The following is a 21,687-nucleotide window of genomic DNA, read 5'->3' as shown; positions in this document are numbered from 1 at the left end:
AACTATCGGAATAATTGAGGCAACCATAAGACGATTTCGGGGAAGAATGCAATAATTAACAAAGCAATAAACAAAGACAAAACAAAGGGCAACACAGCTTTGCTTGCCTTCTCCATCGTTGTGCCCATGATAGGAACCATCACAAAGAGATTAACACCAACTGGTGGTGTCGCCATACCTATGGCAATAGCCACAACCATCACAATGGCAAAATGAACAGGGTCCATCCCCATCTCTGCTGCAACCGGTGCCAATACGGGGCCAAGGAGCATGACGATGGCTGCACCTTCCAAAAACATTCCCACAAAAATGAGGATGAAAATGATAAGTAACAAGATAATCACATGATTATCTGTTAGTCCTAACAGTGCATCGGCCACTGCCTGTGGAATAGCAAAATAGGTCATCACCCACCCGAAAGGAGCAGACATGGCCACTACCAGTAGAATAACCGCTGAGGTAATGCCACTGCGCACAAAGCTTTCAAAGATATCATTCAATGTTAAACTGCGATAAATCAACCCGCCAACTAAAAAAGCATAAGCTGCCGCGACGGCACCACCTTCTGTAGGTGTAAACACCCCTCCGCGAATCCCAAGCACAATAATGATGGGCATGACAAATGCTAAGGATGCAGCCACCGTAACGTCCAGCAACCCTTTCCATGAAAAGGGGACTGAAGATGTAGGATATCGGTTCTTTATGGCCATCAGATAAGCAACCAGCATCAGCAAGCAAGCAATGATGAGACCAGGTACAATGCCGGCCATAAACAGGGCCCCGATAGAGACGTTCATCTGTGCACCATATAAAATCATAATGATGCTGGGCGGAATAACCGGTGCCATGACCCCCACACTGGCGATCAGCGCAGCGATAAAATCTTTACCGTAGCCTTGCTTCTCCATCGCAGGTCCTAAAGTTTTGCCCAAGGCGGCCGTTTCCGCTACGGCAGAGCCCGACAAACCGGCAAAACCCGCCCCGGAAACAACCGTCACCTGCGCCAATCCCCCTCGCACCCGGCCCATGAAAAATTTAGCGAAGTTGATCAGTCGATCTGTAATCCCTGACCGATTCATCAGCTCTCCCGCCAAGATAAAGAACGGAATGGCCATGAGAGGAAATGATTCAGTGGGATAATACAACGTCTGGGCAAACACATCAAAAGGGAGCGTGCCCGTGACAAAAATAAATATAATGACTGCAATCCCCAGACTAAAGGAGATCGGAATACCAATGAACAGCGCAATTAAGAAAGGAATCAGCAGCCACCAGATCATGTGCGTCTTACCTCCCGCAAATCACGGACAATAAAATGAACCAGATGGAGCACCATGATGCTTCCGCCAACCAAAATGCTCAGCCGAGGCCAAAACAGGGATAGGCCCAAGGCATTGGAAAAATAGTTGGCGCTATTGACAGCCAGGTTGTAACCCAAATAAACCAATAAGATGACAAACAAGAGCATAATGATTTTGGTGATGAGGCGCACCAGAAACTGCCCTCGCTGTGGCAAACGTTCAACAAACATATTAATGCTGATATGTTCCATTTGTTTAACAGCGATAGCTGAGCCAATAAAGGTCATCCAAGCCATTAAAAAGGTGGTCAGCTCCTCAGGCCAGCTTAATCCCGTGTTAAACAGATAACGGAGGGCCACCTGTAAAATAATGGATGCAAACATGGTTGCTACAATGATCCCCAGTACATATTTAGAGACTACATTGATAAGATCACTGCATTTCCCTAAAATGTGATCCAGTTTGGCTAACATCAACACATCCTCCTTAAACAGGGCGGTTAAGCGAGAGGCTTAAGCCTGTCCAGCTAACCGCCTGCAGATCAATCCATCAGCGCTGGGCTTCTTGGATTCTCTCAATCAGATCTTCAGGAATTCGATCAGTAAACAGATCCCAAATGGAGACTGAAATCTCACGCCATTGGGCCAATTCCTCCTCTGTAGGGGTGTAGAATTGTACCCCTTCATCAATCATCTGCTGTTTCATCTCATCAGCCATTTTGGGCGCAATTTCAAAATTGTAATCTTGTGCCACTTGGGCAGCTTCCAAGACAGCTTGCTGCTGGGCTTCTGACAGCTTGTCAAAACTGTCTTTATTCATGAAGGCCATATGCATCGCGTGAATACCGCCTGTTTCAGTGACATAGCGAATTACCTCATGCAGATTGGCAGTTACGACCCAGTGAAATTGTTGCGCCAAACCGTCGACTACACCTTGTTCAAGGGCAGAATATACCTCAACCCAAGTAATCGGTGTAGCTACAGCACCCAATGCTTCCACATAGGCCATTTCTATTGGGCTTTCAGCTGTACGGAAGCGCAGTCCTCTTAAATCTTCAGGCACACGCACTTCCCTCTTTGAGTTCATGACATCTCGCTGAGTACCAGGATCAAGGAAAAAGAGCAGCTTCAAATCTAACTCCTCTTCTGCCTTTTCCTTAAACTCTTGCCCAACATCTCCGTTTAGCACCTTGTGAGTAGCATACACATCCTCAAATATATACGGCAGATCAAACACCAGGAACAAATCTGTAAACGGGGCCATATTGTTCGTTGCCGCAGAGGCAATATCTAAAGTGCCGTTTTGTAACATCTCTATCCCTTGGGTATCACCAGCTAAAGTGGCACTATGGTGAATTTTGACTGTGACACTTCCTTCGGTACGCTCTTCCAGCTCTTCTTTAAATTTTTCATAAGTGAGATAGATGGGAGTGCCAGGTAAAGCTGTATGGGATAAAACGAGTTCAACTGCCTGCTCTGTTCCGGCCTCCTCCGCGGCTTGACCGCCATCATCAGCCGTTTGATTACCGCAACCTGCCAGTACCAACATAAACAGTGCACTAGCAATGACAAACCATTTGCTGCGCTTAATCATAACTAATCTTCCCCCTAATTGTTTTTTCTTTATTTTTGATGAAAACTCCCAAGATTGTATACGTATACATTTTTAAATATTAAAACTTCTATAAATTTCCATAATTATAGAATCTAAATATTATTCTTGCAGGATCACCCCCTAAACAAAATGTATGCGGATTCATAATAAGCTATAAAAAGAGATACAGGCATAAATAGAGTGTATCTAGTGATTCAGTTTTGCGGTGGTATTACGAATCACCAAGTGAGGTTTAAGCTGAATCTGTTTATAAGCTGAAGTATTATTTTCTTCCTCAATTAAATTAACTAACAGATTAACCCCCAATTCCCCCATCTGTTCAATGTTATGCGCCACACTAGTCAATTGTATGGCTTGATGGCCAGCCAAGGCAATATCATCAAAACCGATGACACTGATATCGTCGGGAATACGTAGATTCATACTTAACAGTATATCCATGGCTATAAGCGCTATGTGATCTGTGCCGCACAAAAGCGCAGTGGGCGGATTGGCAAGATACACTAGTTCAGTTACAGCAGATTTGATGTCCTGTGCGGTTAAATTCACTTCTTGTAAATATGCAGGATTAAACTTGATGCCGTTTTCCTCTAAAACTTGTAGTGCCCCTTCTTTGCGTTCAAGAAAAGTAGAAATATTAGCAGGTCCCAGCACCATCCCAATCCGTTGGTGCCCAAGCTGAACCAGATGTTCCATAGCCAAACGTCCGGCAGTATGGTTGTCCAACACCACGTAATGGCCCTCTTTTTGGTGCTTGCGGTTAATCATAATAAACGGGATTCCGGATTGTTCCAACGTATCATAAATGGGGTGTTGTAGATTGATAGAAGAAATAATGATTCCTTCGACATGATGGCTTAATACCTCATCAATAATCTCATCCATGCCATGGGATTGTTCAAAATAGACCAGTGTGTTGTAGCCTTTAACGGTCGCCGTGTTAATGATAGCAGTCGCCACCTCAGAATAGAAAGGATTTTCCAATCCCCCGGATATCAAGGCCAGTGTTTTTGTTCGATTCAAGACCAAACTGCGGGCGATCATATTGGGACGGTAACCCAGTTCCTTCATGGCCCGCTCCACTTTTTCGCGGGTCTCCTTGCGCACATGGGGCGAGCCATTAATGACCCGGGAGACCGTAGCCTGGGAAACCCCGGCTAGTTTTGCTACCAATTTAGATGAGACCATGATCTGTCCTCTTTCTAGCGTCAGTCGAAGTGCTTGGTTAATTTTTTGTATACGTATTCAAAAGTTTTATCTAAATTATAACATGGGCCATTGTATTTGTGAATATCTTTTGACAAAATAGCAAAATATTATTGACTGTAATAGTTCCCAAACTTATGCCCCAACTGAACTATTAACTGTGGCTTATACATCGGTAGAAGATCCGCGCGGCTTTCATATAGTACCACCTCTTTAACCTGCCAAGTGATTTTATCGCTGTTCAGCTGAACACCCTGGTTAAGGGAGCGAATATCAAATGTTTGCTTTCCCCTGTATGTTCGGGCCAGGGTCACATGGGGGCGGTAGGGCCTGTTGTCAGCAGGATAACCCAGCTTGGCCATTTCCTCTTCGACCTTGTGTTGCAAGTTATTGAGCACGTCAAGCTCTCCCTGAACACCAATCCACAGAATGCGCGGACGGCTTGGATCACCAAAGACACCCAGATTTTCCAGGGACAATTTAAAGGGAGAAAAGCATGAGGCAATCTCAGCAAGGGAGCGGTTCAGCCGCGGTAGACGTGTCAGGGTCGTGTCGCCCAAAAACTTGAGCGTGAGATGATAATCCTCAACATGCACCCATTTTTTAAATGGCCATTGTCTTTTGCACTGACTGGCCCTTTCCTTAAGATGTTGGCGCACTGCATAAGGGAGGGGCAGAGCGATAAAGAGGCGTTTGGTATCCCTTGTTTCTGTTTTAAATGAATATTTATTTGTCTTCATGAGGAGGCTCCTCCTTTTTTACCCTTGTTATGCTCATCATCCATCTGCATGCCTATCTCTCCTCACCGTTCATCTCCCTTTTTATCATCATAACAAATCAACGTAAAAATCCCCATATCTTTCCTTTAAGGCTATCTTTTTTGCTAAAAGAATGGTATACTTAGAACGATAGTGTCAGAATTTTTATGATTCATCTTGATTGGAGGAGATCATATGCCCTTAGAAGGAAGAGCGTTGTTATTTGTTGGACCCGACGGATCAGGACGATTTACTTTGGCTAATGCAATCGGTGTCACGCTGCATATACCAATGGTCACCTCCTATACCACCCGCCCTAAACTTCCCCGTGAAACAGATGGCAAAGAATACAACTTTGTAACTGAAGATACGTTCAAAGAGATGCAAGGGGCTGGTGAGTTTATTGAAGTGGTTCAAATGGACGGCTTCTACTACGGAATCCGCAAACAAGATTGCCAAGATCTATTAGAAAAAGCGGGCAGTTTAATTGCTATTTTAAGCCCAGAGGGATGTGAAATTTTCAAAAGGGAATTTACCAAAACCTTAACCATTTTTGTTTATGCCGACCGGGACACTGTCATTCAACGGCAAATTGAGCGGGGGGATGATCCCGAAACGATTAAGCGTCACTTAAGCCACTATGAAGAAATTATGGCCTATAAAGATAAGTGTGACATCTCCATCCCCAACTACGACCTGGCCAGTACCGCACAGGAGCTGACCAAGAGAATCGAGGAATTTTTGGGTATTGAGCACCATCCAGACAGTAAGTATTAGACCTTCTTCACCACCCGCTGGAAAATAACGTCACTTTTTTGCCTCTACTAAAAAATGATGACAGGAGAGTGGTTGACAACCATTCTCCTTTTGCATGTAGACCCGTCAAGGAGTTGAGAACCAAGAGATGTCTCTCCACCCCACCTCACCTCAGGAACGCCTGGAAGTATTGGATCAGATACGCGGATTCGCCCTGTTAGGGATTTTATTGGCCAACATGGCTTTTTTCGCTTCGCCGGTGGTTTATATTCAAATGGCAGGAATAGATGAGTGGGAAAGTCTGGGGGATAAATTGGCGCTGTGGGGCATTCAGTTTTTTGCTGAAGCCAAATTTTTTACCATGTTTTCTTTCTTATTTGGTTTAGGCTTTGTCCTGTTTATGGAGAGAGCAGAGGCCAAAGGTTATTCGGTTTTGCCCCTGTTTACCCGCAGATTGGTGGTGCTCTTCATAATTGGCATGATCCATGCCTTTTTCATTTGGGCCGGCGATATTCTCATGCTTTATTCGGTTCTTAGTTTTATCCTTCTGTTTTTCCGTCGCTCTTCTCCCAAAACCCTTCTGGCTTGGGCCGTGGGTTTGTGGGCAGTGCCCGTGGTTGTGGTGACCTTGCTCTTGGCTCCAGGTTTTGGCGGTGAATTTAGTGACCCCCAGTGGGAGCAATCGGCTTACCACTATATTGAGCGCTCCATTGCTGCTTACGGGAGCGGAACCTTTCTGGAAATTACGGCCCAGCGTATGTTTGATTATCTGTTTATGGCCATCAACTCCATTTTCGTTGCTCCCCTTGTTTTGGCCATGTTTTTAACAGGCCTTTATGTGGGCAAACGGCGGTTCTACCAACAGCTGCATCAACATGAAACACTGTTCCGGCGCATCCGCCTGTTAAGTCTGTGTATTGGTGTACCTGCTGCCCTGTTGCAGGTCTACAGTCACCAACAGATGCTACACACCGGGTTAACCCTCTATCAATGGCTCCATTTTGTCAGTGTGTGTGTGGCCGGACCTGGATTGTGTTTCTTCTACATCACCTCGCTGCTACAGCTCTGTCGCCGCCAAAGATGGCAACGGCGTCTGGCTTACCTGGCTCCCGTGGGCCGCATGGCGCTCACCAATTACTTGCTGCAGTCTATCATCTGTACGCTCCTGTTTTATAACTATGGGTTGGGCCTGTATAATCAGGTGGCCCCTGTCTGGTGGGTGATCATCGCCGCCGTCCTCTATCCGTTGCAAGTATGCTTTAGCCGCATATGGTTAGGCCATTTCCGTTATGGCCCGGCAGAGTGGTTGTGGCGCTCCCTTACATACTGGTCATGGCAACCGCTGAAAAAGTAAAGACATCTTCATTTGGCAAGAAGGAGATCTGTACTGCAGGTCTCCTTTTTGCTGGCCAGAAGCACTTTTTTACAAAAAATCTGTTATATATCAAAAATTAATATTGAACTTTTGTGTTATAACACATATAATAAAAACAACAACAAATTTAACACCTTGGGAGGGAGAGGAGAGAAACCATGATCAAGTTTGAGCGCTACAATTCGGCAAAAATATGTCCCCATTGCCACAAAGAGTTTCATGAGCTATACGATTCCTATACGGATACCTGTCCTGAATGTCAGGTTGAACAAAGAGGGGTATTGGTTCAAACTGAAGGCGGATGGGTATGGCAATCCTAACAGCAATTCGCAGCGCTTAATGTTGGTTAACCATGGAATGATGTGTATCACCTCAATTGTTTACTCATACCTTCACCTTTTGAGATTAGGCCTGGGACAAGGCCTCTTTTTTTTTGTTTTAATTATTTTGTTTCATCTTAAAGGGCACTTATTCTCATGCCGATTCTCCGTGTGAAGAAGTATATAAAAGCTGTTGCTGCCGCTAAAATCATGAGCTGAACAGAGATCAGAGAGCCGGACACAAGAATCGGCATAAACATGACGAGTGCCTGCATCCCCAGCACGACCCGGCACATCCACACGAAGCTGTCCCTTTGCTCTCTGTGGGAAAGGGGAAACAGCTGGTGCCAAAACTGCTGTTGATGATGTGTCCATACCGCCTGCAACTGAGTCGCTGCTACAAACAGAAACAAAAGATAAACGAGCCCCTTCACCCATACTTCGTTCAGCACATAAATCATCACTGTCCCGATGAGAGTCAAACGGACATAAATCCCCAAATAATCTTGGGCACGGATAAACGTCTTGAGATATAAGTAGCGATAGACAGAAGTCCTGTTAAAGGGCAGTAAGGCCGTCACATAGCTGAGCCAGGGCCGTTTGCGGACACGAGTTCCCATGTGCGGCACATCCACAAAAGCCTGACAGAAAGCATAAAACCGGCTGAGCTGTTTCCGTTCCAGCTCCAACAGACGCATCCAGCGGTAACCATGGGAACGGACCACTTTCCGCTCATATAAGAAAAAGGCCACTAGCGGCAAGACCAGCATTGGCAACAGCCAAGCAGGCCCCTGGTAAAACCACCATAACAGGAAAATAAAGCTGAACAAGATTCTTAATCCCCGGTGAATCTCCACTTTACGTTCGTCCATATGACGCAACATGTTCCAATGGGAAGAAAAATTCCACCCTTTTAAAACCAAGGGGATCAAAAAATAGACCCAGACCGGCTGCTCTGCCGCGGCTACCGTATCCCGCCAAAAGGGGTAAAGCAAGATTGATGTAACGACGACAGCAGCGCTTTGTAACATGAGGTTATAGCGGTATGTGTGCCGGAAATAATCGTCCATCCGGCTCTCCACAGGGGTGAGAAAAATCAGATCGGCCTCATGCAAAAAATGACGCTGGGGAGCCCGAGCAACAAGCCAGCAAAACACAACGGCATAAATGAAGCCCATGGGCATCCAGTCCGGGATCCAAGCTACAATCTGATCATAATAAATCATGCCGATAATTAAGAGCACGACCACAGTAAACAGCAAACCGCTCGAGGCAATCAGCTGCCAATAACGAACCGCTTCGGTCACAAATTCTTGAATCCGATTCCTGGCTAATTGCTCCACATCCAGAAACATGCGCTCGTTCTGGTCAGCACCAGAGGCAGTACTGGTACGTTTTGAAGCTTGAGTGACTGCTTTCTTCATCTTTCATCAACCTCAGTCAGTGTAAGATAAATATCATCCAGGCTGGCTGCAGGCATCCCGCTCATCTGGCGCAATTCCTCAAGGGTGCCCTTGGCACGGATGCGCCCCTCATGGATAATGACAAAACGGTCACAGTAACGTTCAGCGGTGGCTAAAATATGGGTCGACATTAAAATCCCCGCCCCTTTTTCCTTGCAAGCCACCAGCCATTCCAGCAAAGAGCGGATGCCCAGCGGGTCAAGCCCCAGGAGAGGCTCGTCCACAATATACAGTTTGGGTTGTACCAGAAAGGCCATCATAATCATCAACTTTTGTTTCATCCCCTTGGAGAACTGAGCGGGAAATTGATGCTTCTTTTTCTCCATGCGAAACTCTTGCAATAAATGTTCAGCCCGCTTTTCAAAGGTCAACCGGTCCAGGCCATACGCCATCGCCGCCAGTTCCAGATGTTCCCACAAGTTCAGTTCCTCATAATAAACAGGGGATTCAGGGATATAGCTGTACAAAGAGCGGTAACGGTCTGGATCATCCTTGAAGCTACAGCCATCAATCATAATGGAGCCCTCATGAGGCGAGAGAAGTCCCAGGATATGCTTAATGGTGGTGCTTTTTCCGGCACCGTTCAGTCCAATAAGCGAGACAATTTCTCCTGCATTAATGTCAAAACTGATGTCATGTATGACGGGTTTCGTTGCCGTATACCCGCCTGTGACGTGCTCGACTTGCAAAAGAGGACGCATGCTCTACCAACCTTTCCCTTCAGTACTATCCTTATTGTTTCTTATTTTTCCCAGCTTGACAAGTCATCAACTGTAAAGTGAAAAATAAGCCGCAACTCCGTATAGCAACGGAACTGCGGCCGTTGATCATTGTCATGATCTATCATATCATTACTTAACATCCCTTGAGATACTTAACATCCCTTGAGATGAGCACAGGTTAGGAAATCTTGATCTCTTTCAGCAATTGGCTGTAATCGACCGGGCCTTCCTCCAGCAGATGACAGGCAGCCTCATGCTGCGGGCCCAGTTTATGCATCGGCGGCGCCTCCGTTTTACAGCGGTCCATCACAAAGGGACAGCGGGTGTGGAAGCGGCAGCCTTGAGGGGGATCAATCGGTGAGGGCACATCGCCCTTAAGAATGATCCGCTCTTTCTTCCGTCTCGGATCAGCCACCGGAATGGCAGATAACAGCGCCCGGGTATAGGGATGCTGCGGGTTTTCAAAGAGTGATTGCTTATCTCCCATTTCTACGATTTTACCCAGGTACATCACAATAATCCGGTCTGAGATATGACGGACTACACCCATATCATGGGAAATAAACAGATAGGTCAAATTAAATTCACGCTGCAATTTTTTTAACAGATTGAGCACCTGAGCCTGAACGGACACGTCCAAGGCCGAGACAGCTTCATCACAGATCACCAGTTTGGGTTCAACAGACAAGGCGCGGGCAATGCCGATTCGTTGTCTCTGGCCACCGCTAAATTCATGGGGATAACGGTCGGCCTGATCTGCATTTAAGCCTACCATTTCCAGTAACTCAATGACACGCTGGCGCCGCTGGTTGCGCGGGACCACATTTTGAATAGCCAAAGCTTCTTCCAAAATTTGACGCACTGTCTGCCTTGGGTTAAGGGAAGCAAATGGGTCTTGGAAAATGATCTGCAAATCCTTGCGTTTTTTACGCATCTCCGTCTTGCTTAATTTAAGCAAATCTTGTCCTTGAAAAATCACTCTCCCTGCGGTGGGCTCTTCCAAACGGAGGATGGCACGCCCCGTAGTTGATTTGCCGCACCCCGATTCGCCAACGACACTGACCGTTTCACCCTCATTGACGTGGAAGCTGATATCATCCACCGCTTTGACGTAATTAATGGTGCGTCCGAATATACCACCTTTAATCGGGAAATATTGTTTCAGATTCTCCACTTGAAGCAGCGGGGCTTTACTCATTTTGTGGCCACCTCCTTCTGTTCATCCCACTTGTCCGTATAGATCCAGCAGCGAACCTGGTTGCCGTCCTCCATGGTTTGAAGTTCGGGCAGATGATCGAAACACATCGGTTTGGCATGGGGACAGCGGGGTGCAAAACGGCAGCCCTTGGGCATGTTAAACGGACTCGGCACTGAGCCTTTGATGACGGCCAGCTCTTCCTGGTCTTCGTCATGGCGGGGCAGTGACTCTAACAAACCCATAGTGTACGGATGTTTCGGATTTTCAAACAGGGTGTAGACATCCGCATACTCCACCACTTTACCCGCGTACATAACAGCCACTTTATCGCACATCTCGGCCACAACCCCAAGGTCATGGGTAATCATGATAATGGTCGTTCCCAGCTCTTCCTGCAGCTTTTTTATCAGCTCCAGGATTTGCGCCTGAATGGTGACGTCCAGTGCCGTGGTGGGCTCATCCGCGATCAAAAGCTCCGGGCTGCAAGCCAAGGCGATGGCAATCATCACCCGCTGGCGCATCCCCCCGGACAATTCAAAGGGATATTGCCTGGCCCGTTTTTCTGGAGAAGGGATGCCCACCAGCTTCAGCATCTCGACCGCTTTCTCCCAGGCCTCTTTTTTGCTTTTCTTTTCGTGGATACGGATCGTCTCAGCAATCTGGTCTCCCACGGTAAACACAGGATTAAGGGAGGTCATTGGCTCCTGAAAGATCATGGAGATATGCTTTCCACGAATGTGACGGAATTCCTTATCCGATTTCTCCAGCAGATTTTCTCCTTTAAACCAGATTTCTCCACCTACAATTTTACCTGCCGGCTGGGGCAAGAGGCGCATAATGGACAAAGAGGTAATACTCTTACCACATCCCGATTCCCCGACGATCCCCAATGTTTTTCCTTTTTCTATTGAGAAGCTGACCCCGTCGACCGCTTTCACTTCTCCTTCCTCAGTAAAAAAAGAGGTCTTGAGATTTTTCACTTCCAGAATGGGGGTTCCGCTTTTGACGCCCATCCCTGTTCACCGTCCTTCCTAGTTCAATTCCACCCGTTTATTAAGCAGTCGGTAGGATATGTCCACCAGCAGGTTGACCAAAACAAACAACACGGAAGCAACCAGAACTGTACCTTGAACAACTGGAAAGTCCCGGGCATAGATTGCATCTACGATGAGACGCCCCATACCATTAATGGCAAACACGACCTCGGTTAACACTGCTCCTCCCAACAGGGAACCAAACTGCAAGCCAACAACGGTTACGACCGGAATAAGGGCATTGCGCAAAGCGTGTTTATAAATCACAACCGCCTCTTTTACCCCTTTGGCCCGGGCCGTACGAATATAATCCTGGTTGATCACTTCTAGCATACTGGAACGGGTCATACGGGCAATTATAGCCGCACCAGCCGTTCCCAGGGTAATGGCGGGTAAGACCATATGCTGCCATGTCCCCCATCCAGCAACAGGGAACCAGCCCAGATTCACACTAAACCAAAGAATGAGCATAATTCCCAGCCAGAAGTTAGGCATGGATAATCCAAATAAGGCGATGAGCATAACGCTGACATCCCATACTGAATAACGTTTAACAGCTGAGATAATACCAGCAATAAGACCGATAAAAATGCTGAGCAGCGTACCGATAACAGCCAGTTCAACCGTGGTTCTGAACCGTGAGTTAAAAATTTCCTCAGTCACGGGACGACCGGAACGGATGGATTCACCCAAATCCCCCCGAACGGCATTACCTAAATATTTCAGGTATTGAATGTGTAAGGGGTCATTTAAGCCCAAACGCTCCCTCATCTGCTCTACCCGCTCTGGAGAAGCACTTTCCCCGGCAATAATCTGAGCGGGGTCGCCCGGAATGAGATGCATCAAGAGCAAAACCACCAACACAACGCCCATCAAAACCGGAATGGTTTGCAGGATCCTGCGGACAATATAGACTAACATTGTGTACACCTCGTCATCTAGTTTTTCATTCTGGGATCAAGGGCATCTCTCAAGCCATCGCCTAACAAGTTAAAGGCCAGCACACTAACAACTATGGCAATTCCCGGGTACAGGGAGACATGGGGGGCATCCCAAATATAGTTTCTTCCGCCGGCCAGCATGGCTCCCCATTCAGGTGTGGGTGGCTGGGCTCCCAATCCAAGGAAAGACAAACCGCTGGCAATCAAAATGGCTGAGGCAATATACAGAGTCCCTTGAACGATGATCGGCGACATGACATTGGGCAAAATATGTTGAAAAATAATTTTCCCATCCCTTGCTCCCAGCGCACGGATGGCCTCAATGTACTCCATCTTGCGCACGGCCAATGTGGAGCCCCGGACAATACGGGCAAAAGTGGGCACTGCAAAAATGGCCACAGCAATAATGACGTTGATCATATCGGGCCCTAGTGCACTGACAATGGCCAACGCCAAAAGGATGCCTGGAAAAGCCAGCAAAACATCCATGATTCGCATAATCAATGCGTCAATCCAGCCACCATAATATCCGGAAATAATGCCTAGAAGGACACCGAAAAAGGCGCCGATCAGCACAGAAACAAAGCCCACGTACAAGGTAATTTGGGTGCCATAAATAATCCGGCTGTAAATATCCCGGCCCAGGTGATCAGTACCCAGCCAATGCTCTGAGGAAGGTTTGGCCAACTTATTTTGCAAATTTTGAGCCAAAGGGTCATGGGTGGCAAACAATGACGGGAATAAGGCAATAATAACTAAAATGACAATTAATATGCCGCCAGCCATGGCCGCTTTATTTTTGCTCAGCTTTTTGTAGAAGAGTTTCCAGTTTTTAAAGGGAGTTTGTCCAACTTTAGGGGGAGAAGTAGGGCCTGGGGCTGCTGTGCTGTTTGTCTGACTGGCATCTGGTTGAGTCATGTGTGTTCACCCTTTCTTCATCACATTTGACGCTCGAAATCCTAGTATACATGATAAAAACACATGATAAAAAGGGTTGCACTTGGACAAGATACAACCCTTTTTATCTCTACAATAGTGGGTTTACACCTGTGTGCTATCCACTTGTCTAACCATTATTCTTCAATAGATACTTCTCTCAGATGCATAATGCCATCAGGAGAATACCAGAAGCCGTTCACCTTGGGTGATAAGCCGATCAGATATTCTGGATGATAGAGGTAGATCATCGGGGCTTCATCAACCAGGTACTCCTGAATTTGTTTATACAGCTCTAAGCGGGTAGCCTCATCCGTTTCCTGGCGGGCTTGATCAAGCATCGCATCTACTTCTTCATTGGTATAGAAGGATCGGTTACCAGGATCCCCGTGGTTGTTGCTGTGGAACAAGGCATAGGTGCCGTAGTCAGCATCAGCTGTTACAGTGACCCAGCCAAGGATAAACATGTCATGTTCACCGTTAGCCGTTTTTTCCAGGTAAGCGCCCCATTCCAGCACCTCAATGTCCACTTCAATGCCAACTTCTTTCAATTGGGCTTGAACAACTTCAGCGATGTCTACCCTGATTTGGTTATCGTTGGTCCAAATCGTGGTTTTAAATCCGTCTGGATAGCCAGCTTCAGCCAACAGCTCTTTTGCTTTTTCAGGGTTATACTCAAGCTGCTCTAACCCTTCATGATAGCCGAAGACAGTGGGAGCCAACGGGCCAGCAGCAGGAATACCAATACCATTAACGACGCCTTCGATGATTTCTTCTTTGTTAATGGCCATAGAGATGGCTTGACGCACGCGCACGTCGTTGAATGGTTCCTTTTGAGTATTAAAGCTGATGTAGGTTAAGCTGACACTGTCAGTCCGATAAAGTTCCATATTGGAAGAACTTTCCACCCGAGCCACATCATTGGGCTGTACAGGCTCAACAATATGCACCTCTCCAGTTTCCAGCATAGCCAGACGGGTGGAATCTTCTGGCACAACGGTAAAGGTCACCGTGTCCACTTTAGGCGGCTCACCCCAATAGTTCTCATTACGCTTTAAGACGATTTCCTGGCCAGATTCCCATCTTTCCAGCACAAACGGACCTGTGCCAACCGGGTTAGTAGCAATCGTTGTTTCCCCGTTTTGCTCAGCCTCAATAGCAGCCGGGCTGATCATTTGTCCGGCAGAGTGGGTAAAGTGAGCCAGAATCGGAGAGAATGGATAGGCGGTTTTGATTTCAACAGTGTACTCATCGAGCACATTGACTTCTTCCAGCCAGCCGTCGAAAATGAAGGCACGCGGAGAACCCAATTCAGGGTCAAGGATACGCTCCAGGTTGACTTTTACCGCTTCGGCATTAAACGGAGTGCCGTCGCTGAAAGTGATGCCTTCACGCAATTTAAAATGCCAGGTCACGTCATCTACTTGTTCATAGCTTTCAGCAAGCCAGGGTTGAATTTCCCCGTTTTTGTCCCGGACGAACAACGTTTCATAGATTTGGCTAGTTACATTACTAGATGGGTTGTCATTGGATCCATGCGGGTCCAAAGACACAGCATCAGACATCACTGCAATTTTCAAATCCCCACCGGCTGCGGGAGTTTCAGCGGCTTGCCCTTCTCCCTGTCCCTCCGTATCTTCAGGAGCGGGCTCTTCACCGCCGCCACAGGCAGCCAACACCGTCCCTACAGTGAGGACCAGGACAGCAAGCCACAGCCATTTGCGATTAAATTTCATTCAATTACCCCCTAATCTTGTTTTTAATTTTGTGTACATTTGACATAAACAACTATAATGGATAGTTAGTCATTTTGCAAGCGTTTTTTTCCGGTTAATTTTGTCAAGACCGACATTCTTCAAACATTTTCGTTAGATTATTTGTTTTTTCGCCATAATATTTCATATCCTCTCTATTGTGTTCACAGGGAAGACAGGTTCAGCAAGCGGCACCATGACCACAGATTAAAGTTTTCATCTGTAAAATAAGCGGGCCTTGATACTGGGCCCGCTTACTAGCTTATGACTTGGCAAGAAAGAGATGGCGAGTTCAGCAATTCATTAACTACGGGATAAAGGGCAACATAGGTATCTTTATCGAAATAAGCAGCTCCTGTGCGCCGGATCAGATAATCCTCAGCATAGACCGTCATTTCGTGTTGCACGCAGTAGCATAATTCGGCTTTAAGCACTGGGTCAATTTTCTGCTTCCCTTCTGCCGGATCTAACACCACGACTTCTGGCTCTTGAACCCCCATACGCTTCAAATAGCCGATAATATGCCTAATGTTACTGCCGTAACGACGTACAAGCTTCTCGGCCTGCTCTTTTTCTACATTAAGTGCGGCTAGCTCCTGCACGTGCTTTTGAACAAAGCCGGGCCATCCTTCCGGTCCCCCTACCTGGCCACCGGACAACACTTGTGTGGCCGTTTGACAAGGAAGAAACGTGCGCCCTGTTTCTTGCTCCAGTTCCCGGACAACCAAGTCAACGACCCGTTCCGCCATTTTGCGAAACCCGGTCAGTTTGCCTCCCGCAATGGTGATAAGGCCGGATTCGGAGCGGAAGATTTCGTCCTTGCGGGACAACTCCGACGGAGATTTGCCATCTTCATGTATGAGTGGTCTGAGTCCGGCCCAATGGGATTCCACATCGTCCCTGGTAAGCCCGATGGTGGGAAACATGGCATTTGCCGCCTCCAGCAGGTAGGTGATGTCTTCCTCGTCAACGGGCGGATGGGCCAAGTCCCCTTGATAATCGGTGTCCGTCGTGCCGATATAGGTCTTGCCATCCCGGGGAATCGCAAACACCATGCGACCGTCAGGCACATCAAAGTATACCGCTTGACGCAAAGGGAAGCGGCTTTGGTCAACCACGATATGCACCCCTTTGGTCAAATGCAGACGTTTCCCCTTGAGAGAGTTGTCTTTTCGGCGGAGCTGATCCACCCATGGGCCTGTGGCATTGACAATTTTGGCAGCATAGATGGCATATTCCCTTTGTTCCACCCGGTCCGTGACTGCCACGCCGATGAGTTTGCCTTGGTCATATATAAACTCTGTGGCCTCAGCATAGTTAACCGCCAGCGCTCCCTGTTCCACGGCGCTCTTAATCACTTCCAGAGTCAGGCGGGCATCATCGGTACGGTACTCCACATATAAGCCGCTGCCCTTCAGGCCGTCTTTCTTCAACAACGGCTCCCGTGCCAAGGTCTCTTCCTTATTTAACATCACTCTCCGTTCACTTTTCTCCACCCCGGCCAATCTGTCATACAGCCACAAACCAAAAGAGGTAGCCAAACGGCCGTATGTCCCGCCCTCCACCAGGGGCAACAGCATCGGCTCCGGAATCACAACATGGGGCGCATTGCGATACAAAATGGCTCTCTCCCGCCCCACTTCCCGGACCAGGCCGATCTCCCCCTGCTTTAAGTAACGCAAGCCGCCGTGGATCAGTTTGGTAGAACGGCTGCTGGTGCCTGCCGCAAAATCCTGCATCTCGATAAGCCCTACTCTAAGTCCACGTAAAGTTGCATCCAAGGCAATGCCACAACCGGTAATTCCCCCGCCGATGACTAAAAGGTCTAACGGTTCTCCAGCCATGCGCTCCAACATAGTGGTGCGGTTGTCTCTGGAAAAAGCCAGTTTCTCTTTGCCCATGCTTGATCACCTTTCTGTTTTTCTTGTCGACAATTAAAAAAGACCGCAAAAACCACTACACTACATAGTATGTAGTGATTTTGTGCGGTCTACTCCAGTTCTCTGACCTGTGCTATGCACTTCTTGAGTTCATTATATCATAAAAACATTAATGAATGAATCAGTAATTCCAGGATAGATTCAGAGGCTTGCTTATTGTTCGATCTCCATTTCCTTCTCCATCCGTTTCCTAAGCTGATTAAAAAGTTTATAATATTTATTCTTAACTTTATCATAGATCAACCTTGCTTCCTTCTCATCGTAGATGTGCGATGTTTTATTCCGATCGATCATCATTGCTATCCATTGTTCTCCTTGTTCGATCAAGCCATAAGCATATGCTTCCTGTATAGCTGCTCTGGGACTCCGGATTTCAGTGACTCCAGCATACTCCAAGAACATTTTCATCAGTTTCCAGCTTAATTCAAATGTGAATTCAAACCGTTGTATGACCCCATCATAAACAATATCATGATCTAGCGGAAGGTTAATAGCTTCTTCTAATCTTTTACAGGCTCGTCTATATTCCTCAAGTTTGCGGTGAAGTCTCTCCCTGGTCATAGATCACCACTCCCTCCCGCATAATATCCCCTATCAAATCTTCATTTTCCAACCGGTCTATAAACAAAACATCAACTTTTAGGGGTGTTGGGATTTCACGTATGGCGTCCTCAATCAAATTTTGCTGACTGTGAGAAGCTTGATCAGTTTCTATTGCTAAATCTATATCGGAGGTTTGGCGATGTTCACCTCTGGCCCGGGAACCAAATAGAATAACTTTTTTCACCTTTTTGTTAGCCGCACAATAGGTTTTTAACTGATCTACGAATCGTGGAGAAAGGCCTGAGAAATGTGGATCAAAAGCCACGCTGGACACCCCGCTTCAACTTCAAGTTCAACATCAAGATTAAGATACTTTTAGTTTAACAGGAATTACAGTAAAATTCACGGATGCCCTGTTGTTTCTGATCAGGGCGGGAGGGTATAGAGAGCAGTTATCTAGAGGTCTAAGTGCCATAACTTAGGATCCCCCACAGAGGTGGCTAGCGCCCCGGCCCGCAAGGCTTCCAAGATTTCTTCCTTGTGCTTGATCAGGCCACCTGCAATTAAGGGAATGGGGAGCTCTTCTGTTAACTCATAAATCACTCGGGGCATCAGCCCAGGCAGGACCTCAATCGCATCCGGCCCGCAGGACCGGACCAGTTCAATCCCCCGCTTCAAAGCACTGGAGTCAATCAGAAAAATGCGCTGGATGGTCAGCAGTCCCTCTTCTTTGGCCGCTTTGATCAACTGGTTGCGGGTGGTAATGATGCCATCTGGTTGCCATTCTCTGGCCGCATATTGGATGGCACTTTTGTGATTGGACAGCCCTTCGATAAAATCAAAATGAATAAAAACTGACATTCCTGCCGATTTCAACCGGTGCACATAGTCCTTGATCGCAAGCAGATCACCGGTTAAGAGAAAAGCGATGTTGGCCTTGCTGCCAACTGCTTCATCAATCAACTCCGGTTTATGAATGGCGGCAATCACTTGTGATTGAACCATATCCACAATAGGAGAATTCACGTCCATCCTCCTTTACAGTCCGATGCCCCCCTGTACAGGGAGGCATTTTTCTCATTTCACCCTATTCCTCATATTTTTCCCAGTTCATGGTACGCTTAACCGCCTTTTGCCACTTTTTATACAGCGTGTCTCTTTTCTCAGCGGACATATGGGGTTGAAACGTCGTATCCAATTGGGCATTGTGTATAATTTCATCTTTGTTCCAAAAACCAACTTCAAGGCCGGCTAGATAAGCTGCTCCCAACGCGGTTGTTTCGGTGACTTTTGGCCGCTCTACATTGACGCCCAATATATCGGCCTGAAACTGCATCAGGAAGTTATTGGTCACTGCACCGCCGTCCACTTTAAGAGTCTTCAACTTTAAGTCGGCATCTTTTTGCATGGCATCCAAGACATCTTTGGTTTGGTAGGCCAACGATTCCAACGTGGCCCGGATAATGTGTTCTTTGCGCGTCCCCCTGGTTAAGCCGAATATGGCCCCTCTGGCGTACATGTCCCAATAGGGGGCACCCAGTCCGGCAAAGGCTGGCACCACATACACCCCGCCCGTGTCGTCCACTTTAGTGGCATAGTACTCTGAATCTGGCGCCGAGTCAATAAGTTTAAGTCCGTCCCGCAACCATTGGACCGCGGCGCCAGCAATGAAAATACTGCCCTCTAAAGCATACTCCACTTTCCCGTCAATGCCCCAGGCAATGGTCGTTAACAATCCCGATTGGGAAATGACAGGAGATTCACCGGTGTTCATCAGCAGAAAGCATCCTGTGCCGTAGGTGTTTTTGGCCATCCCCTCTTCAAAGCAGGTTTGGCCAAACAATGCTGCCTGCTGGTCCCCCGCTACTCCAGCAATGGGAATCTGGGCTCCACCAAACGTAGACGGGTCAGTCACGCCATACACATGGCTGGACGGCTTCACCTCCGGCAAAACAGAAGACGGAATATCCAGCTCCTTAAGCAACCGCTCATCCCAAGCCAACTCTTTAATGTTATACAACATGGTGCGGGAAGCGTTGGAATAATCGGTCACATGGGCCCGGCCTCCGGTCAGTTTCCAAATCAGCCAGGAATCGATGGTGCCAAAGAGGAGCTCTCCCGCCTCAGCTTTCTCTCTCGCCCCCTCCACATGATCCAGAATCCACTTCACTTTTGTTCCAGAGAAATAGGCATCAATAACAAGGCCTGTATTTTCTTTAATGTATTCTTCCAACCCTTTTTGTTTCAGTTCATCACAGATATCAGCCGTGCGCCGGTCTTGCCAGACAATGGCGTTATAAATGGGTTTGCCGGTTTGTTTATCCCACACCACCGTGGTTTCCCTTTGATTGGTAATGCCAATGGCAGCCACCTCTTGAGGTTTAATCCCCGTACGCTCCAGTACCTCTCTGGCTACCCCGCTCTGTGTGCCCCAGATTTCCATGGGATCATGCTCCACCCAACCCGGTTGGGGGTAAATTTGTTCAAATTCTTTCTGGGCGATGCCCACAATTTGACCTTGCTTGTCAAACAGAATGGCCCGGGAACTGGTGGTCCCTTGATCAAGGGCTAAGATATACTTTTTATCCATTTTGCTCACTCCTTGTTTTGTAACTAGAAAATAATTCTTAACCTATTTGAAGAAAGGCTTCAATAAAGGCTAAAGCTTCCTTTTCATCATCCCCTAATTAGGACGAGAGTCCATGCATCTTTTTTCTTCATCGCCAACGGAAGAGGAGCGCAGCCGGACAAACAAAGCTAAGATGGTCAAGGCTGCAACAAAGCCAATCACTGCTCCACTAGAACCGTTTTCAAAAACCAATTTATAAAAATAGGCCCCCAAAACCCCGCCAATAAGCGGACCAATGACAGGGATCCAGGCATACCCCCAATTTGAATCACCCTTACCGGGAATAGGAAGCAGGAAATGGGCGATTCTGGGCCCTAAATCACGAGCAGGATTAATGGCATATCCGGTGGTTCCCCCAAGTGACAAACCAATTGCAACAATAAGAAAACCAACAATCAAGGGATTTAAACCCTCCGTAAATTGGTTGGCGCCTATGGCCAATAAACAAAAGAGAAGGGTAAACGTACCAATTATTTCACTGATAAGATTAGAGGGTGTATGTTTAATAGCCGGATCAGTTGAAAACACTGCGAGTTTAGCCCCTTTATCTTGGGTTGATCTCCAGTGCGGATAATAATGTAACCAAACAATCACAGCTCCCAGAAAAGCACCAAGGAATTGGGCGATCACATAGAGAGGAACTTGTGACCAAGGAAACTCCCCTACCGCAGCCAGACCAATGGTAACAGCAGGATTGATGTGGGCTCCGCTAATCCCTTCAACAGCATAGACAGCGATCGCCACAGCCAGTCCCCACCCTAACGTAATCACAATCCAGCCGCTATTTTGTGCTTTAGATTTGTTAAGGACTACACCAGCAACCACACCTCCTCCAAAGATAATCAAGATCATGGTTCCTACCAATTCACCAATAAACGCAGACATCCCATCGCCTCCCTCGGGTTTGATTTGCATCCGGATTACAACGCTTACATTTTACGCCTTGCAGCAAACAAAAAGAAGACCAAAAAACACACTCCTTGTAAACAGAGTGGTTCTTTTGGTCTTCTCCTTGTCTCCGACCAAGTATAGACTTTTCTATAACTCAACTTTCGCACCTTGAAAAACACGAGAATCCCTTGATTTAACTGGGGAATTTGGCCAAAAAACGCGAAAAACACCCAATCCTTTGGTAAAATGAAGTTGCCTAAACCAACATCTACCAAGGAAAGGATGTTTTTCATGTCTATCGTACCA

At 47.1% G+C, this 21,687-nt stretch carries 22 protein-coding genes; 3 read left to right on the top strand and 19 right to left on the bottom strand.

Annotation, left to right across the window (positions count from 1 at the left end; genetic code table 11):
• Window positions 1-2 precede the first annotated feature (2 nt).
• From IEW48_RS09380 to thpR, 5 genes are all read right to left on the bottom strand, one after another.
• Window positions 3-1,280 (bottom strand): TRAP transporter large permease, encoded by a 1,278-nt coding sequence (locus tag IEW48_RS09380; protein WP_188622625.1) that lies wholly within the window; start codon window positions 1,278-1,280, stop codon window positions 3-5.
• Window positions 1,277-1,774: a TRAP transporter small permease gene (locus tag IEW48_RS09375; RefSeq protein WP_188622626.1), complete on the bottom strand. Its 498-nt coding sequence runs from the start codon at window positions 1,772-1,774 to the stop codon at window positions 1,277-1,279. Before IEW48_RS09375 ends, IEW48_RS09380 begins: the two co-directional genes overlap by 4 nt.
• Window positions 1,775-1,850: 76 nt before the next feature.
• Window positions 1,851-2,894 (bottom strand): TRAP transporter substrate-binding protein, encoded by a 1,044-nt coding sequence (locus IEW48_RS09370; RefSeq protein ID WP_188622627.1) that lies wholly within the window; start codon window positions 2,892-2,894, stop codon window positions 1,851-1,853.
• 207 nt (window positions 2,895-3,101) lie between these two features.
• The gene (locus tag IEW48_RS09365) at window positions 3,102-4,103 is read right to left on the bottom strand and encodes a LacI family DNA-binding transcriptional regulator (RefSeq protein WP_188622628.1); all 1,002 of its coding nucleotides are present in this window, start codon (window positions 4,101-4,103) and stop codon (window positions 3,102-3,104) included.
• 128 nt (window positions 4,104-4,231) lie between these two features.
• On the bottom strand, window positions 4,232-4,861 hold the full coding sequence (thpR, locus tag IEW48_RS09360; protein WP_188622629.1) for an RNA 2',3'-cyclic phosphodiesterase: 630 nt from the start codon (window positions 4,859-4,861) through the stop codon (window positions 4,232-4,234).
• Between the two features lie 213 nt (window positions 4,862-5,074).
• Here thpR and IEW48_RS09355 point away from each other — a divergent pair, with 213 nt between their 5' ends.
• The 3 genes from IEW48_RS09355 to IEW48_RS09345 all read left to right on the top strand — a co-directional run bounded on the left by IEW48_RS09355 (window position 5,075) and on the right by IEW48_RS09345 (window position 7,330).
• Window positions 5,075-5,656 (top strand): guanylate kinase, encoded by a 582-nt coding sequence (locus IEW48_RS09355; RefSeq protein ID WP_188622630.1) that lies wholly within the window; start codon window positions 5,075-5,077, stop codon window positions 5,654-5,656.
• 127 nt (window positions 5,657-5,783) lie between these two features.
• Complete coding sequence (locus IEW48_RS09350; RefSeq protein ID WP_188622631.1) at window positions 5,784-6,989, top strand: DUF418 domain-containing protein; 1,206 nt, start codon at window positions 5,784-5,786, stop codon at window positions 6,987-6,989.
• A 179-nt stretch (window positions 6,990-7,168) separates the two neighbouring features.
• Window positions 7,169-7,330: a hypothetical protein gene (locus IEW48_RS09345; RefSeq protein ID WP_188622632.1), complete on the top strand. Its 162-nt coding sequence runs from the start codon at window positions 7,169-7,171 to the stop codon at window positions 7,328-7,330.
• A gap of 137 nt (window positions 7,331-7,467) precedes the next feature.
• Here the strand turns inward: IEW48_RS09345 and IEW48_RS09340 are convergent, their stop codons facing one another.
• From IEW48_RS09340 to IEW48_RS17055, 14 genes are all read right to left on the bottom strand, one after another.
• On the bottom strand, window positions 7,468-8,754 hold the full coding sequence (locus tag IEW48_RS09340; protein ID WP_188622633.1) for an ABC transporter permease: 1,287 nt from the start codon (window positions 8,752-8,754) through the stop codon (window positions 7,468-7,470).
• Window positions 8,751-9,494 carry an ABC transporter ATP-binding protein gene (locus tag IEW48_RS09335; RefSeq protein ID WP_188622634.1) on the bottom strand — a complete coding sequence of 248 codons (744 nt, stop codon included), beginning with the start codon at window positions 9,492-9,494 and terminating at the stop codon, window positions 8,751-8,753. The genes IEW48_RS09340 and IEW48_RS09335 overlap by 4 nt, the downstream gene beginning before the upstream one ends.
• 199 nt (window positions 9,495-9,693) lie before the next feature.
• Window positions 9,694-10,713 carry an ABC transporter ATP-binding protein gene (locus IEW48_RS09330; protein ID WP_188622635.1) on the bottom strand — a complete coding sequence of 340 codons (1,020 nt, stop codon included), beginning with the start codon at window positions 10,711-10,713 and terminating at the stop codon, window positions 9,694-9,696.
• Window positions 10,710-11,726, bottom strand: coding sequence for an ABC transporter ATP-binding protein (locus IEW48_RS09325; RefSeq protein ID WP_188622636.1), 1,017 nt, complete (start codon window positions 11,724-11,726; stop codon window positions 10,710-10,712). Before IEW48_RS09325 ends, IEW48_RS09330 begins: the two co-directional genes overlap by 4 nt.
• Before the next feature lie 18 nt (window positions 11,727-11,744).
• A complete protein-coding gene (gene nikB / locus IEW48_RS09320; protein WP_188622637.1) occupies window positions 11,745-12,668 on the bottom strand; it encodes a nickel ABC transporter permease in 924 nt (307 codons plus the stop codon).
• Window positions 12,669-12,685: 17 nt separating this feature from the next.
• Window positions 12,686-13,606 (bottom strand): nickel transporter permease, encoded by a 921-nt coding sequence (gene nikC / locus IEW48_RS09315; protein ID WP_188622638.1) that lies wholly within the window; start codon window positions 13,604-13,606, stop codon window positions 12,686-12,688.
• Window positions 13,607-13,761: 155 nt separating this feature from the next.
• Complete coding sequence (locus IEW48_RS09310) at window positions 13,762-15,360, bottom strand: glutathione ABC transporter substrate-binding protein (RefSeq protein WP_188622639.1); 1,599 nt, start codon at window positions 15,358-15,360, stop codon at window positions 13,762-13,764.
• A 275-nt stretch (window positions 15,361-15,635) separates the two neighbouring features.
• Window positions 15,636-17,279 carry a glycerol-3-phosphate dehydrogenase/oxidase gene (locus IEW48_RS09305; RefSeq protein WP_188622640.1) on the bottom strand — a complete coding sequence of 548 codons (1,644 nt, stop codon included), beginning with the start codon at window positions 17,277-17,279 and terminating at the stop codon, window positions 15,636-15,638.
• Window positions 17,280-17,471: 192 nt separating this feature from the next.
• Window positions 17,472-17,879: a nucleotidyltransferase substrate binding protein gene (locus tag IEW48_RS09300; protein ID WP_188622641.1), complete on the bottom strand. Its 408-nt coding sequence runs from the start codon at window positions 17,877-17,879 to the stop codon at window positions 17,472-17,474.
• Window positions 17,848-18,186: a nucleotidyltransferase domain-containing protein gene (locus tag IEW48_RS09295; protein WP_188622642.1), complete on the bottom strand. Its 339-nt coding sequence runs from the start codon at window positions 18,184-18,186 to the stop codon at window positions 17,848-17,850. The genes IEW48_RS09300 and IEW48_RS09295 overlap by 32 nt, the downstream gene beginning before the upstream one ends.
• A 131-nt stretch (window positions 18,187-18,317) precedes the next feature.
• The gene (locus IEW48_RS09290; protein ID WP_188622643.1) at window positions 18,318-18,893 is read right to left on the bottom strand and encodes a glycerol-3-phosphate responsive antiterminator; all 576 of its coding nucleotides are present in this window, start codon (window positions 18,891-18,893) and stop codon (window positions 18,318-18,320) included.
• 55 nt (window positions 18,894-18,948) lie between these two features.
• Window positions 18,949-20,451, bottom strand: coding sequence for a glycerol kinase GlpK (gene glpK, locus IEW48_RS09285; protein ID WP_188622644.1), 1,503 nt, complete (start codon window positions 20,449-20,451; stop codon window positions 18,949-18,951).
• Between the two features lie 93 nt (window positions 20,452-20,544).
• On the bottom strand, window positions 20,545-21,375 hold the full coding sequence (locus tag IEW48_RS09280) for an MIP/aquaporin family protein (protein ID WP_188622645.1): 831 nt from the start codon (window positions 21,373-21,375) through the stop codon (window positions 20,545-20,547).
• A 44-nt stretch (window positions 21,376-21,419) separates the two neighbouring features.
• On the bottom strand, window positions 21,420-21,687 hold a 268-nt coding region (locus IEW48_RS17055), incomplete at its 5' end, for a hypothetical protein (RefSeq protein ID WP_229704007.1).

The sequence above is a fragment of the Caldalkalibacillus thermarum genome (assembly GCF_014644735.1).
GTDB lineage: Bacteria > Bacillota > Bacilli > Caldalkalibacillales > Caldalkalibacillaceae > Caldalkalibacillus > Caldalkalibacillus thermarum.
The sequence above is the reverse complement of the archived record's forward strand: the minus strand, read 5'-3'. Positions and strand labels throughout refer to the sequence as shown.